This is a genomic window from Paraburkholderia sp. Clong3, from assembly GCF_050436485.1.
GTDB lineage: Bacteria > Pseudomonadota > Gammaproteobacteria > Burkholderiales > Burkholderiaceae > Paraburkholderia > Paraburkholderia tuberum.
On the sequence record NZ_JBNDMH010000003.1, the window covers coordinates 293,812 to 308,786 of the forward strand.

Here is a 14,975-nt window from a genome sequence, read left to right on the forward strand (position 1 = left end):
CCCCACGAATCCAGCGGCTTTGCTTCCTATGCTTGCCCACGGAAAGGCGTCGCGCCGCATTGCCACCTCGCTCGCGTCCGGCCATCTACCTCGGCGAAACCTCTCTATCATGACGATTGGAACAACTTCGGCCAGCAAGCCGGAACGGAGCAAGTCCCGCCGGCAAGCGCCATCCAGCTGTCTTCGACCCGAGATTGCATCGATGCAGACTCATTCATCCAACGTTGTCTCGACGCCCGCCGATTTGCGGATCGACGGCGCGCGGCTGTGGGACTGTCTCATGCAGCTCGTGCGGATCGGCGCGACCGACAAACGCGGTGTCTGCCGTCCAGCACTGACCGAACTCGACCGTGAGGCACGCGATCAGTTCATCGCGTGGACGAAGGAGATCGGCCGCACGGTGCCGGTCGACGCGATCGGCAATATTTTCGCGCGGAGGACGGGGCTGCGTGACGATCTGCCGCCCATAATGACGGGCAGCCATCTCGACACGCAGCCGACCGGCGGCAAATTCGACGGCAATTATGGTGTGCTGGCAGGGCTGGAGGTGCTGCGCCCGCTGGCCGAGACCAACGTGCAGACCATCGCGCCGCTCGAGGTTGCCATGTGGACCAACGAGGAGGGTTCGCGACTCTCGCCGGTGATGATGGGCTCCGGCGTGTTCGCCGGCGCATTCACGCTCGAGCACGCGCTAGCGCAACGCGATCGCGACGGCGTAGCGGTGCGCCACGCGCTAGCGGCGATCGGCTATGCCGGCGAGCATCGCAAGTCGCACGCTGTCGGCGCATATTTCGAGGTGCATATCGGACAGGGGTCCGTGCTCGAAGCGCACGACAAGGTCATCGGCGTCGTGCAGGGCGCGCTCGGGCAGCGCTGGTACGACCTGATCGTGCACGGCATGGAAGCGCACGCGGGGCCGATGGCGCTGCGCCGCGACGCGCTGCTCGTCGCCGCGGATCCGATCCATGCGGTGAACCGTATCGCACTCGATCACGCGCCGCATGGCCGTAGCACGGTCGGCTGGCTCGACGTGCATTCAAACTCGCGCAACGTCATTGCGGGCCGCGTGAAATTCAGCGTCGACCTGCGCGCAGCCGATGACGCGTCGCTCACTGCGATGGACCTCGCATGGCGTGCAGCGTGCGCGCAGGCGGGCAGCGATGGGGGCAACGCCGCCACCAACGCCGCCGCCACCCGCGCGAGCAGCAGCTTGGACGCCCCCATCACTATCGACATCGAGCAGGTCGTCTTCTTCCCGCCGCGCGATTCGCCGCGCAATGGATCGCCGAGGTCAGGCAGAGCGCGGAGCGGCTCGGTGTGTCGTCGATGGACGTGATCAGCGGCGCGGGCCACGACGCCGCCTATCTCGCGCGCGGCGCACCCAGCGCGGGGATCTTCGTTCCCTGCAAGGACGGCATTAGCCACAACGAAATCGAGGACGCGCGCGCCGATCATCTGGAAGCCGGCTGCAATATGCTGCTGCAGGTGATGCCGAGCGCGGCGTCGAGAACGGGGAGCATGCGCGCATGAAGGTCCTGATCGCACGAATGAACCACGAGACCAACACGTTCTCGCCAGTAGAGACCCCGCTGGCCGCATTCGGCCGCAACGGTCCGAGCTACGGCCGCGCCGCGTTCGACGAAAACAAGGGCATGCAAACCGCGATGGCCGCGTTCATCGACGCCGCCGAGCGCGTGCATGCCGAAATCGTGACGCCGATCTCCGCCATGGCGAATCCGAGCGGGCCGGTCGACGCCGCCGCCTACGATACGATCTGCGACGCGATCGTGGCAGCCGCGACGGGCTGCGACGCGGTGATGCTCGATCTGCACGGCGCGATGGTCGCCGAGAACTCGACCGACGGTGAAGGCGATCTGCTCGGGCGCGTGCGTGCGTCGCTGCCGCACGCGCCGATCGCGGTCGCGCTCGATCTGCATGGCAACGTCACGCAAAAAATGATCGACAACGCCGACGTCATCGTGAGCTTCAAGACCTATCCGCACGTCGACATGTACGAGACTGGCGCACATGCAGCGCGCTTGCTGTTCGACATGATCGAGGGCCACGCGAAGCCGGTGATCGCGTGGCGTCAGCCGCCGCTGCTCACGCACACGCTGCGCAGCGCGAGCGTTGACGGCGCGATGAAACGCGCGCTCGATGCCGCGCGCGCCGCCGAGGCCGACGGCATGCTCGCGGTGTCGGTGCTGGCGGGCTTCTCGCTCGCCGATATCGAAGCGCCATGCATTAGCGTCGTCGTCGTGGGCAATGGCGAGCGCGCGGATGCGGAGGCGGTCGCCGGGCGCATCGCGCGGCAGATCTGGGACGAGCGCGACGATTTCGTCTATCGCAGCGCGCCGCTTGCCGAATCGGTCGCGCGGGCGGCGTCGCTGGCACGCGCCGCCGATAAACCGGTGCTAATGCTCGATCACGGCGACAACTGCATGTCGGGCGGCACGTGCGACACGATGGATTTGCTCGAGGAAGCGTTGAGGCAGGGCCTCGAAGGCATCGTCAGCGGGCCGTTGTGCGATCCGCAGGCGGTCGCGGCCCTGGCGGCCTCGGGTGTCGGTAGCACGGTCACGCTCGCGATCGGCAACAAGCTCACAAACGATGCATTGCCCTCGCGTTCGCCGCTTGCCCTGACCGGCGTCGTGCGCGCGCTGACCGACGGCGAATACGTGATCAGCGGCCCGACCTACACCGGCCAGCGCGCGTACATGGGGCGCGCGGCAGTGCTCGACACCGGCACGGTGAAACTCGTCGTGACCGAACGAACGCATGAGCCGTGGGATCTCGGCGTGTTCGAGAGCGTCGGCATCGATCCGCGCCGCGCGCGTTTTCTGCTGCTCAAATCACGCATGTATTGCCGGCCGGTTTTCGTGCCGATCGCGGAGGCACTCGTCGAATGCGATAGCCGCGGCGTCACGAGTTCGGACTATGGTCTGTTCAGCTTCGAGCACGTGAAGCGGCCGGTTTATCCATTGGACCCTCACACCGAATGGACCGCGACGAACTGATCAACATGCATGCGTTTCGATAAGTCGCGGCAAGCGCTTGTGCAGTCCGCATTGAGTCTCTATAATTCGCGCCTCTAAAGGCTCGTAGCTCAGTTGGTTAGAGCACCACCTTGACATGGTGGGGGTCGTTGGTTCGAATCCAATCGAGCCTACCAACGCATCTGTGACGTAGACGAAAGCGGTTCCGCTTTCGTCTACGGTCCTGTCAAATCGATCCAGTCGTTCCCTCAGTTTCGCCGTTCGGCATCATGTCCCCTTCGTTGTTGTTGTCCGCTCGTGGCTCGAGGCTCGTGCACGTTCACGCGCGCGCTCTCGCCGTTGCGTCGTCGTTCGACAATGCGCGGTACAGTTAGACCTTCCGCTTTCGCCGCCGACCCGACTGCCGTTCCCATCGCATCTTCGATCATGCGATGCCGGCAGCATCCAACGGAGCTGACGCAATGAAGAAGCTCATCAACGATGTGTCCACCGTGGTCTCCGAGATGCTCGACGGGCTCATCGCGCTCAATCCCCAACTCTCGCTATTGCAAGGCGGCACGAGCGTCTTGCGCGCCGATGCCCAGGCCGTGGCCGCGCGCGGCGAGGTCGCGCTGATCTCGGGCGGCGGCTCGGGCCACGAGCCCGCGCACGGCGGCTATGTGGGCCACGGCATGCTGAGCGCGGCGGTAGCCGGCGAGGTCTTCACCTCGCCCTCCACCGACGCCGTGCTCGACGCGATACGCGCGGTGGCCGGCCCCGCGGGCGCGTTGCTGATCGTCAAGAACTACACCGGCGACCGCTTCAACTTCGGCCTCGCGGCCGAAATCGCGCGCGCCGAGGGCATCCTCGTTGAGATGATGATCGTCGCCGACGACGTCGCGCTGAGCGCGAGCGGCGATCACGCGGGCCGTCGCGGACTCGCGGGCACAGTGTTGGTTCACAAGATCGCGGGCGCGGCGGCCGCGCGCGGTTTGCCGTTGGCCGAGGTCGCGCGGCTCGCTCGGGAAGCGGCCGCGTCGCTCGGCACGATGGGCGTCGCGCTGACGCCGTGCACGGTGCCGGCTGCGGGCAAGCCGGGCTTCGTGCTGGGCGATGGCGAAATCGAATGGGGCCTCGGCATTCATGGCGAACCCGGCGTGGCGCGCGGCGCGCTGGAGCCGGCCGACGCGATCGTCGGCAAGCTGCTTGCAAAGATCGTCGACGATCTCGCGTTGCAGGCGGGCGAGCGCGTCGCGCTGCTCGTCAACAATCTGGGTGGCACGCCGCCGAGCGAACTCAACGTGGTGGCTGGTGCCGCGCTGCGCGAGCTTGCCGGGCGCGGCATCGAAGTCGCGCGCGCGTGGGCCGGCACGTTCCTGAGCGCGCTCGAAATGGCCGGCGTCTCGCTGACGCTGCTGCGTATCGATGACGAACGGCTGAGCCTGCTCGACGCCGCCTCACAGACGAGCGCATGGCCTGCGCTGAGCGGCCGCGTCGCGCAGGTCGCGGTGCGTGCGGCGCCACCCGCGCCGCAAAGCGCGAGCGGCGCGACGCTCGCGCGTGACGCGACGCTGCGGCGCGCGATCGAAGCGGTCTGCGAGTGCCTGCTGGCAGCCGAGCTGACATTGACCGAAATGGACCAGCGCGTCGGCGACGGCGACCTCGGCATCAGCCTCGCGCGCGGCGCACGCGCGGTGCAGCTCGAGCTCGATTCCTACGCGTGCGCAACCACCCCGGGCGCGGTATTGCGCGGCATGTCGGCGACGCTGCGGCGCGTGGTGGGCGGCACGTCGGGTCCGCTGTACGCGGTGATGCTGCTGCGCGCGGCGGCCGCGCTCGAACAGTCGGGCGGGACCACCGCACGGCAATGGGCGACGGCGTTCAGCGCCGGTGTCGATGGGTTGATGGAACTGGGGGGCGCGCGGCCGGGCGATCGGACGATGGTCGATGCGCTGAGGCCCGCTGCCGACGCGCTGCACGACGCACTCGCTCAGAGAGCGTCGACGGATGCCGCATTGCAGGCCACCGCCGCTGCGGCAAGCGACGGCACGTCTCGTACCGCATCGATGCATCCGCGGCGCGGGCGTTCGAGCTATGTCGGCGAGCGCGCGCTCGGTCATATGGACCCGGGCGCGCATGCGGTCGCGTTGTGGCTCGCGGCGATTCGCGACGCGCTTCCCGGTTAGGCGCAGGCGGACGCGAACGATACGGCGAACGCAAGGGACGAGCGCACTTTCGCAGCGGGGAAAAACTACGCCGCCGTCACGGCCGCAGCAGATCGAATCCCGCGAACGCCACGACGCCGCTCAGTGCGATCAGCGCCACCGAGTGCTGTCCAAGGTACAGCAGCCCGGCAGCGGACCAACACGTGACAGCGAATGCGGCAATACGTTTCATGCTTCCTTCTTCTACGACTCGAACTCAAAAACCAACTCAGAAGCCCAGCGTAACGGCCAGCAATCCACTGACGACACCGCCCACCACCACTGCACAGGCCACCACCGTCAGCACGCGCCGCGGAAACGACCGCGCGAGCATCGCGAGCGACGGCACGCTGACGAGCGGCAGCGTCATCAGCAGCGCGCCGGCGGGGCCGGCGGCCATGCCGAACGACAGCATAGCCTGAATGATCGGCACTTCACCCGCGGTCGGAATCACGAACAGCGTGCCGGCGATCGACAGCGCGATGATCCACAGCAGGCTGTTGTCGACGTCCGGGCCGATGTGCGGAAACAGCCACGCGCGCGCCGCGCCGAGAATCAGCACGAGCGCGATGTATTCCGGCACGAGCCGCAGCGTCATGCGCCCCAGAATCGTGATCCAGCGCGAGAACGGGGTGCCTGGATCGTCGGCGCTGACCAGTTGCGCGACGGCCTCTCGCGACGCTCGCGCTTCCTGCGGCGTGACCATGCGGTTCACGACGTAGCCAAGGCCGAACACCATCACGATGCCGAGCGCGAGGCGCAGGCCCATCCACTGCCAGCCGAGCACGAAGCCCATGAAGATCAGCGTAGCGGGATTCAGCGCGGTATTACCGAGCCAAAAAGCAATCGCCGCGCCCGGCGCCGCTTCACGCGCGCGCAGGCCCGCGACGACCGGCGCCGCGCAGCAGGTGCACATCATGCCCGGCAACGACATCAGGCCGCCTTTGACGACGCTGTTGAAGTCGGCACGGCCGAGCGCGCGCGCGACCCATTGCGGCGGAATCAGCGCCTGTACCGCGGAGCCGAGCAGCAGGCCGAGCACCATCGCCTGCCAGATTGCCTTGCCGTAAGCGAGCGCGAAGTCGATCGCGGCCTGCCATGAGGCCGCCGGCGCGCTCGCGGACGTGCCCATCAGGATCGACTTGCCGATCGAATGCTGGCTCGCGGCGACGAACGCGCGGTTGTAGTACGGAAACCACTTCACATAGAAGAGGCCGACGACGGCGATCAGCAGGAACACGATCCAGCCAAGCGTGACGCGGGGTTGCCGAAGGGTTGATTGCATGATGGTTGTTGAATGTCGTTGTGGATCAACCGACGACTAGCGTGCGGGTATCGAGCTGCGCGAGCAGCATTCTCGCCTGCTCGACGATGTCGGCGTCGTTCGGGCGGAAATCGAGTTGCAGCGCGTTGGGCAACTGCTCGAAATGCTGGCCGCTGCTGCGCGCGTATGCGGGATCGTAGTGCCGTTCGATCAGTTCGCGCGCGAGCTCGGCGCGCCGGTTCTCGTCGACGAGCCGCAGCCAGCCCGTGACCCGCTCGCGGCTGTGCAGACCGATCAACCGTTCCAGCTGTCCCTTGAAGTAATCGGGATGCTCGAACAGATGCGCGTAATCCTGCAACAGAAACGCCGCGCGGTCCTCGCTGCTCGAGCGCACCTCGACGCACGCGCCGCGATGAAACGTTTCGAGCAGCGCGGGCGGCAGCGTGACGGAGCCAATACGCCGGCTTTCCGCCTCGACGAACACCGGCCGGTTCACGTCGAAGTCGCGCAGCGCGGTGACGAGCAGCGTGTCGAAACGCTTTTGCGACGGCTGCGCCACGCCCGTATACGCGCCGAGCAGCGAGCCGCGATGCGAGGCGAGCGCCTCGAGGTCGAGCGTCTGCGCGCCGGCCTCATGCAGCGCCGACAGCAGCCGCGTCTTGCCGCTGCCGGTCGGGCCGACGAGCGCGATATAGCTGAAACGGCGCGGCAGGGTTTCGAGCCTCTCCAGCGTGGCGCGCCGGTAGCTCTTGTAGCCGCCGTCGAGTTGCCGCGCCGACCAGCCGATCATGTTGAACAGCGTCGTGACCGAGCCCGAACGCTTGCCGCCGCGCCAGCAGTAGATCAGCGGGCGCCAGTTGCGCGGCCGGTCGGCGAACGTGGTTTCCAGATGATGCGCGATGTTGCGCGCGACTAACGCCGCGCCGAGCCGCGTGCCCTCGAACGGCGACACCTGCGTGTAGGTCGTGCCGACCAGCACGCGTTCCTCGTTGCTCAGCACTGGCGCGTTGGTCGCGCCCGGAATATGGTCTTCCTCGAACTCGAGCGGAGTGCGAACGTCGACGATTTCATCGAAATCGCCGGCTTTGTCGAGGCTGACTAGAAAACTTTTCAAGGGAGTAGGGACAAAACGGACCGCGGGAAGACCGAAATTATCGCATGGGCGGCTCGTTCGGGCCGGTTATATGCGTCCTTCCCGGGGTTCTCCAGCGACGTCCTTCGGCCGCCTACCTCAGATGACTTCGACCCGCGCTTTCCCGCTCACCAGCTCGCCGATCACCCGTGCGTCGGCAAAGCCATCGGCGCGGAACAGCGCGAGCACTTCGTCTACCGCTTCGGGCGAGCACGACACCAGCAGCCCGCCCGACGTCTGCGGATCGGTCAACAACGCGCGACCGGCGGACGGCAAGGTAGCGGGCAGCACCACGTCGTGGCCGTAGGCATCCCAGTTGCGGCCCGATGCGCCGGTGAAAATGCCTGCTTGCGCGAGGCTCGCGACGTTCGGCAGCCACGGCAGGTCCGCGTAGCGCACGCGCGCGGTCAGCTTCGAGCCGCGTGCGAGTTCCAGCGTGTGGCCGAGCAGGCCGAAGCCGGTGATGTCGGTCAGCGCATGCACGCCGCCGAGCCGCGCCAGCTCGGCGCCCGGCCGGTTCAGCTTGGTGGTCGCGCCGATCATTGCCGCGTAGCCGGCCGCGTCGAGCCGGTCTTTCTTCAGTGCCGCGGACAGAATCCCGACGCCGAGCGGCTTGCCGAGGATCAGCACGTCTCCGGCCTGGCCGCCCGCGTTGCGCTTGACGCGCTTCGGATCGACGATGCCCAGCGCGACGAGGCCGTAAATCGGCTCGACGGAATCGATCGAATGCCCGCCCGCGAGCGGGATGCCTGCTTCCGCGCAGACCGATTCGCCGCCTTTCAGCACGGCCGCGATCACGTCGTGCGGCAGCACGTTGATCGGCATGCCGACGATCGCGAGTGCCATGATCGGCTTGCCGCCCATCGCGTAGACGTCGGAGATCGCGTTGGTCGCGGCGATGCGGCCGAAGTCGAAGGGATCGTCGACGATCGGCATGAAGAAATCGGTGGTCGCGACGATCGCCTGGTCTTCGTTGAGCTTGTAGACGGCGGCGTCGTCGGCGGTGTCGTTGCCGACCAGCAGGTCGGGGAAGAATGGCAGCGGCGCGCTGCGCTTGAGCAGATCGGCGAGCAGGCCGGGCGCGATCTTGCAGCCGCAGCCGCCGCCGTGCGACAGGCTCGTCAGGCGGGGCGACTGGCTTGCTTGGACTTGGGTCATGGGGGCGAGAGTTGGGGTTCGTCGAATGACCGCATTATGAGGGTTGTTTTCACCCTGTGCAGCGTCGGCACGGGCACAAACCGGCTCTATGCCGAACCCGTTTCGAACCCCGTTTTGCCGAGCGATAAACGGCTGCGTAAAAAATACTAATGCCGAAGGAAATGCAAGCGGCATGTACGCGCGATGAAACGAATTCTTTACGCTACAACGCAATTCCGCGGCGCCTGGGTAGTTAATAGGAGCGCAATAGTCCGCCGACGAGGTCAGTGGGAGTCACTATTCGCGGATGCAGCATGAACGGTGCCCAGCACCGGGAATAAATCGTGCCAGCAGGGTGCCGCCCTTTCAAGTGACTTTCGCATGTCCCATCTACCGGGGTGGCGAATGCACTACGATGCAGGTCGCGAAACGGCACCTATAATCAATTTTGTCCCCAAAGAGCCGAGGCCATGCAATGACGCAAATGACTCGGCGACAATTCCTGAAGGTCTCTGCCACGACACTTGCCGGATCGAGCCTGGCCCTGATGGGCTTCTCGCCGACACCCGCGCTGGCCGAAGTCCGTCAGTACAAATTGTCGCGTGCGACTGAAACCCGCAACACCTGCCCGTACTGTTCGGTGGGCTGCGGCATCCTGATGTACGGTCTTGGCGACGAGGCCAAGAATGTGAAGACGAGCATCTTCCACATCGAGGGCGACCCCGACCATCCGGTCAATCGCGGCACGCTGTGCCCGAAGGGCGCGAGCCTGATCGACTTCATCCATAGCCCGAGCCGTCTGCGCAATCCCGAGTACCGCGCGGCCGGGGCGAGCGAGTGGAAGCGCATCTCGTGGGAAGACGCGCTAGACCGCATCGCGAAGCTGATGAAGGAAGACCGCGACGCGAACTTCGTCGAGACGAACGCGGACGGCAAGAAGGTCAACCGCTGGCTGACTACCGGCATGCTCGCGGCATCGGCCGGCAGCAACGAGGTGGGTTATCTGACGCACAAGACTGTTCGCAGTCTTGGCATGCTCGGATTCGACAATCAGGCGCGTGTCTGACATGGCCCGACGGTGGCAGGTCTTGCCCCGACGTTTGGCCGTGGAGCGATGACGAACCATTGGGTCGACATCAGAAACGCGGACGTGATTCTCGTGATGGGCGGCAATGCGGCCGAGGCCCACCCATGCGGTTTCAAATGGGTCACCGAAGCCAAGGCGCACCGCAAGGCGCGCCTGATCGTGGTCGACCCGCGCTTTACGCGTACGGCGTCGGTCGCGGACTACTTCGTGCAGATCCGCACCGGTACGGACATTGCGTTCCTCGGCGGAGTGATCAATTACCTGCTGACGAACGACAAGATCCAGCACGAGTACGTGAAGAACTACACGGACGTGCCGTTCATCGTGCGCGAGGATTTCGCGTTCAAGGACGGCCTGTTTTCCGGCTACCACGCCGACACGCGCAGCTACGACAAGGCCTCGTGGGACTACGAGCGCGGCGATGACGGCTTCGCCAAGGTCGATCCGACGCTGCAGGACCCGCGCTGCGTCTATCAGCTGATGAAGCAGCACTACTCGCGCTACACGCCCGAGCAGGTCGAGAGAATCTGCGGCGTGCCGAAGGAGAAGTTCCAGCACGTGTGTGAGATGCTCGCGTCGACGTCGGTGCCGAACCGCGCGGCCACGATCATGTACGCGCTCGGCTGGACGCATCACTCGGTCGGCTCGCAGATCATCCGCACCGGCGCGATGGTGCAGCTGCTGCTCGGCAACATCGGCATCGCGGGCGGCGGCATGAACGCGCTGCGCGGCCATTCGAACATCCAGGGCCTGACGGATCTCGGCCTGATGTCGAACCTGCTGCCGGGCTACATGACGCTGCCCATGGAAGCGGAGCAGGACTTCGACGCCTACATCGCGACGCGCGCCAAACAGCCGCTGCGGCCGAACCAGCTGAGCTACTGGCGCAACTATCGCGCGTTCCACGTGAGCCTCATGAAATCGTGGTGGGGCGACAAGGCGACCGCCGACAACAACTTCGCTTTCGACTATCTGCCGAAGCTCGACAAGTCCTACGACCTGCTGCAGGTCTTCGAGCTGATGAATCAGGGCAAAATGACCGGCTACCTCGCGCAGGGCTTCAACCCGCTTGCCGCCGCGCCGTTCAAGGCGAAGAACGGCGCGGCGCTGGCCAAGCTGAAGTGGCTCGTGATCATGGATCCGCTCGCGACCGAAACGTCGGAGTTCTGGAAGAACCACGGCCCGTTCAACGACGTCGACAGCGGCTCGATCCAGACAGAGGTGTTCCGTCTGCCGACCACCTGCTTCGCCGAGGAACGCGGCTCGCTCGTTAGTTCGAGCCGGGTGCTGCAGTGGCATTGGCAGGGCGCGGACGGTCCCGGCGAAGCGAAGAGCGACCTCGATATCATGGCGGGGCTGTGGCTGCGTATTCGCGACGCTTATCGCAAGGACGGCGGCAAGTATCCCGATCCGATCCTGAACATGAGCTGGCCGTATGCGAACCCGGAAAGCCCGACGCCCGAAGAACTCGCGATGGAGTTCAACGGCAAGGCGCTCGCGGACGTTACCGATCCGAAGGACACGACCAAGGTGCTCGCGAAGAAGGGCGAGCAGCTCGCGAGTTTCGCGCTGCTGCGCGACGACGGCTCGACCTCGAGCGGCTGCTGGATCTTCTGCGGCGCGTGGACCCAGGCGGGCAACCAGATGGGCCGCCGCGACAACTCGGACCCGACCGGCATCGGCAACACGCTGAACTGGGCCTGGGCATGGCCGGTGAACCGGCGGGTTCTGTACAACCGCGCGTCGTGCGATCTCAGCGGCAAGCCGTTCGATCCGACGCGCAAGCTGATCGCGTGGAACGGCAGCACGTGGTCGGGTGCCGACATTCCGGACTTCAAGGTCGACGAGCCGCCCGAAGACGGCATGAATCCGTTCATCATGAATCCGGAAGGCGTGGCTTGCTTCTTCGCGCGCGAAGCTATGGTGGAAGGGCCATTCCCCGAGCACTACGAGCCGTTCGAAACGCCGCTCGGCTACAACCCGCTGCATCCGGACAACAAGTTGGTCGTCAGCAATCCTGCGGCGCGCGTGTTCCCGGACGACATGGCCACGTTCGGCACGCACGAGAACTTCCCGCATACGGCGACCACCTATCGTCTGACCGAGCATTTCCACTACTGGACCAAACACGCGCGTCTGAACGCGATCATCCAGCCCGAGCAGTTCGTCGAGATTGGCGAAGACCTCGCGAAGGAGATCGGCGTGGTAGCCGGCGACCGGGTCAAGGTGAGCTCGAACCGCGGGCACCTGGTTGCCGTCGCGGTCGTGACGAAGCGGATCAAACCACTGATGATCGAAGGCAAGAAGGTGCAGACCGTCGGGCTGCCGCTCCATTGGGGCTTCAAGGGTGTCGCGAGGCCGGGCTATCTCATCAATACGCTGACGCCCCCGGTGGGCGACGGGAATTCGCAGACACCGGAATTCAAGTCGTTCCTCGTCAAGGTCGAAAAGGCATAAGGAAAAGAGATGGCACTGCAATCACTGGACATCAGACGCGTTTCGGCCACCACCACGCAGCCGCCGGTGATTCGCGAGCCGGCCACGGGCACGGTCGCGAAGCTCATCGACGTGTCGAAGTGCATCGGCTGCAAGGCGTGTCAGACGGCCTGCATGGAGTGGAACGATCTGCGCGACGAGATCGGCGTGAACGTGGGCGTCTACGACAACCCGCCCGATCTCACCGAGCATTCGTGGACCGTCATGCGGTTTGCCGAGTACGAGAATTCCGCCGGCGATATCGAATGGCTGATCCGCAAGGACGGCTGCATGCACTGCGAGGACCCGGGCTGTCTGAAGGCCTGTCCGGCGCCGGGCGCGATCGTGCAGTACACGAACGGCATCGTGGATTTCCACCAGGAGAACTGCATCGGCTGCGGCTTCTGCATCGCCGGCTGCCCGTTCGACATACCGCGTATGTCGAAGCAGGATCGCCGCGTATACAAGTGCACGCTGTGTTCGGATCGTGTGGCGGTCGGCCAGGAGCCGGCCTGCGTGAAGACCTGCCCGACCGGCGCGATCATGTTCGGCACCAAGGAGGACATGAAGCAGCAGGCCGAGGACCGTATCGTCGATCTGAAGGAGCGCGGTTTTCAGAACGCTGGCCTGTATAACCCGGCCAAGGTCGGCGGCACGCATGTGATGTACGTGTTGCACCACGCCGACCGGCCGTCGCTGTATCACGGCCTGCCGGACGATCCCCGCATCAGTCCGCTGGTCTCCTTGTGGAAGGGCATCGCCAAGCCGATCGGGCTCGCCATTATGGGGATCGCCGCGCTCGCGGGCTTCTTCCACTACACGCGCGTCGGCCCGAACGAGGTGTCCGAGGCCGACGAAGCCGCAGCCGTCAAGGAAGCCGAAGAAGCACGCCGTTCGCGGGAGGGTACGCAATGAACCACTCTGAGCACACCGATTTCACGGACCTGAAGGGCAACCGACTGATCGTGCGCTATACGCCGAACGAGCGCACGAATCATTGGATCACCGCGATCTGTTTCATCCTGCTTGCGCTGTCCGGTCTCGCGTTGTTCCATCCGTCGATGGCGTTTCTGTACGTGGTACTCGGCGGCGGGCAGTGGACGCGGATTCTGCACCCGTTCATCGGCTGCGTGATGTTCATCTCGTTCCTGATTCTTGCGTTGCGCTTCTGGCATCACAACTATCTGGACCAGGCGGATATCCAGTGGATGAAGCAGATCGGCGACGTGCTGAACAATCGCGAGGAACGCCTGCCCGCAATCGGCAGGTACAACGCCGGGCAGAAGCTGCTGTTCTTCGTGATGGTGATCTGTATGCTGCTGCTGTTGCTGAGCGGCATCGTGATCTGGCGGCGCTACTTTTCGTTCTATTTCCCGATTGGTGTGATCCGGCTCTCGGCGCTCGTGCATGCCGTGACGGCATTCCTGCTGATCGTCGGCATCATCGTACATATCTATGCGGCGCTGTGGGTCAAGGGCTCCATAGGTGCGATGACGCGCGGCACCGTTACCTATGGCTGGGCGCGCAAGCATCATCCAAACTGGTTCAGGGAAATCATCGGCAAGTAAAGTATGCTCAATCGGCGCTGCCCCAGCGCATGTTTCAATGCGCCGCACGCAGCGCCCCTCGCACCGGGCCGCCGCGCCTCGTCGATGACGGGCGGCGGCCCTTCAGTTTTCAGAGGTCGATATCTTGACTCAACGCATTCTCGAAGCCGCCGACATCGAGTCGCTCGATCCCTCGGCAATACCCCGCATCCGCATGCCCGAGCGACTCGCGGTGTTCGCGCCGCGCGCCGCGCGCCTGCGTCAGCTCGCCTCGCGCGGCAATCCGATCGCCGGCTACCTGCGGCTGATGGCGGCGCTCGCCGATGCGCAGCAGGCGGTGCTCGCGCACTTCAAGGCCCAGCCACCGAGCCCCGAGCTGATCGCGAGCGCGCAGCAGTATTCGATGCCGCTGATTCCGGCGCTGTCCGGCGCGCGCGATCCGGCGTGGCGCGACGTGCTGCTACAACTGCTCGACAGGATCGAAGCGGCGGGTCCCCCGTTGACGCCGCCGCTCGTGGCGTTGTTCGCGCGCCTGCGCTCGCTCGACGTCGCCGCGCTCGAAGCGCAGGCCGACGCGATCTTCGCGCAGCGCTTCGCCGACGTCGATCCGGCGAGCGCGCCGTTCATCATGGCCGCGCTGCAGGTCGTATGGACCGACCTCGCCGCCGACATCGACAAGCGCGCCGTACCGTACCTCGACACACCGGGCCTGTGCCCGGTGTGCGGCTCGCATCCGGTGGCGAGCACGCTGCGCATCGGCGGCGCGTACGACAACTATCGCTATCTGCAATGCGGATTGTGCGCGACCGAATGGCATATGGTCCGTAGCAAATGCTCGAACTGCGATTCGACGAAGGGCATCGCGTACCAGGTAGCCGGCTCGCCCGACGCCGACGCAGCCGCGCGCGAGGCCGAATCGAAAAACGCCGCGCTGAAGGCGGAGTCGTGCGACGAATGCCATACTTACCGCAAGATCGGCATTCAGGCGAAGGACTACGAGTTCGATCCATTCGCGGACGACCTCGCGAGCCTCACGCTCGATCTGCTGATGGGCGCGGAAGGTTACCGGCGCGCGTCGCCGCATCCATGGCTGTGGCCGGAGCAGACGGCCGACGCGGCCGAAACGGAGGGCGACGAGTCGGCCTGACGGCGAC

Annotated in this window: 10 protein-coding genes, 1 tRNA gene and 1 pseudogene; 8 read left to right on the forward strand and 4 right to left on the reverse strand. The window is 65.4% G+C overall.

Annotated features, from left to right (window positions below; translation table 11 throughout):
- The first annotated feature begins 202 nt into the window (after nt 1–202).
- From OKW30_RS24790 to dhaL, 4 genes and pseudogenes are all read left to right on the forward strand, one after another.
- Nucleotides 203–1,530: pseudogene (locus tag OKW30_RS24790) on the forward strand (Zn-dependent hydrolase).
- On the forward strand, nt 1,527–3,017 hold the full coding sequence (locus tag OKW30_RS24795) for a M81 family metallopeptidase (RefSeq protein WP_429347883.1): 1,491 nt from the start codon (nt 1,527–1,529) through the stop codon (nt 3,015–3,017). Before OKW30_RS24790 ends, OKW30_RS24795 begins: the two are co-directional and overlap by 4 nt.
- Before the next feature lie 78 nt (nt 3,018–3,095).
- Nucleotides 3,096–3,172, forward strand: a tRNA-Val gene (locus OKW30_RS24800).
- A gap of 285 nt (nt 3,173–3,457) precedes the next feature.
- Entirely contained in the window at nt 3,458–5,161 is a 1,704-nt protein-coding gene (gene dhaL, locus OKW30_RS24805; protein WP_429347884.1) for a dihydroxyacetone kinase subunit DhaL, read from the forward strand.
- Nucleotides 5,162–5,237: 76 nt separating this feature from the next.
- Here dhaL and OKW30_RS24810 read toward each other — a convergent pair whose 3' ends face one another.
- The 4 genes from OKW30_RS24810 to selD all read right to left on the reverse strand — a co-directional run bounded on the left by OKW30_RS24810 (nt 5,238) and on the right by selD (nt 8,733).
- Complete coding sequence (locus OKW30_RS24810) at nt 5,238–5,372, reverse strand: hypothetical protein (protein WP_143037237.1); 135 nt, start codon at nt 5,370–5,372, stop codon at nt 5,238–5,240.
- 36 nt (nt 5,373–5,408) lie between these two features.
- Nucleotides 5,409–6,464, reverse strand: a complete 1,056-nt coding sequence (locus OKW30_RS24815; RefSeq protein ID WP_429347885.1) for a permease — start codon at nt 6,462–6,464, stop codon at nt 5,409–5,411.
- Between the two features lie 25 nt (nt 6,465–6,489).
- Nucleotides 6,490–7,557 (reverse strand): tRNA 2-selenouridine(34) synthase MnmH, encoded by a 1,068-nt coding sequence (gene mnmH, locus OKW30_RS24820; protein WP_429347886.1) that lies wholly within the window; start codon nt 7,555–7,557, stop codon nt 6,490–6,492.
- A 117-nt stretch (nt 7,558–7,674) separates the two neighbouring features.
- The gene (gene selD, locus OKW30_RS24825) at nt 7,675–8,733 is read right to left on the reverse strand and encodes a selenide, water dikinase SelD (protein ID WP_429347887.1); all 1,059 of its coding nucleotides are present in this window, start codon (nt 8,731–8,733) and stop codon (nt 7,675–7,677) included.
- A 454-nt stretch (nt 8,734–9,187) separates the two neighbouring features.
- Between selD and fdnG the strand changes: the two genes are divergently transcribed.
- From fdnG to fdhE, 4 genes are all read left to right on the forward strand, one after another.
- The gene (fdnG, locus tag OKW30_RS24830; protein ID WP_429347888.1) at nt 9,188–12,256 is read left to right on the forward strand and encodes a formate dehydrogenase-N subunit alpha; all 3,069 of its coding nucleotides are present in this window, start codon (nt 9,188–9,190) and stop codon (nt 12,254–12,256) included.
- Between the two features lie 9 nt (nt 12,257–12,265).
- A complete protein-coding gene (fdxH, locus tag OKW30_RS24835) occupies nt 12,266–13,189 on the forward strand; it encodes a formate dehydrogenase subunit beta (RefSeq protein ID WP_184073737.1) in 924 nt (307 codons plus the stop codon).
- Complete coding sequence (locus tag OKW30_RS24840; RefSeq protein WP_184038987.1) at nt 13,186–13,842, forward strand: formate dehydrogenase subunit gamma; 657 nt, start codon at nt 13,186–13,188, stop codon at nt 13,840–13,842. The genes fdxH and OKW30_RS24840 overlap by 4 nt, the downstream gene beginning before the upstream one ends.
- A 124-nt stretch (nt 13,843–13,966) precedes the next feature.
- A complete protein-coding gene (gene fdhE, locus OKW30_RS24845) occupies nt 13,967–14,968 on the forward strand; it encodes a formate dehydrogenase accessory protein FdhE (protein WP_429292080.1) in 1,002 nt (333 codons plus the stop codon).
- Nucleotides 14,969–14,975 lie beyond the last annotated feature (7 nt).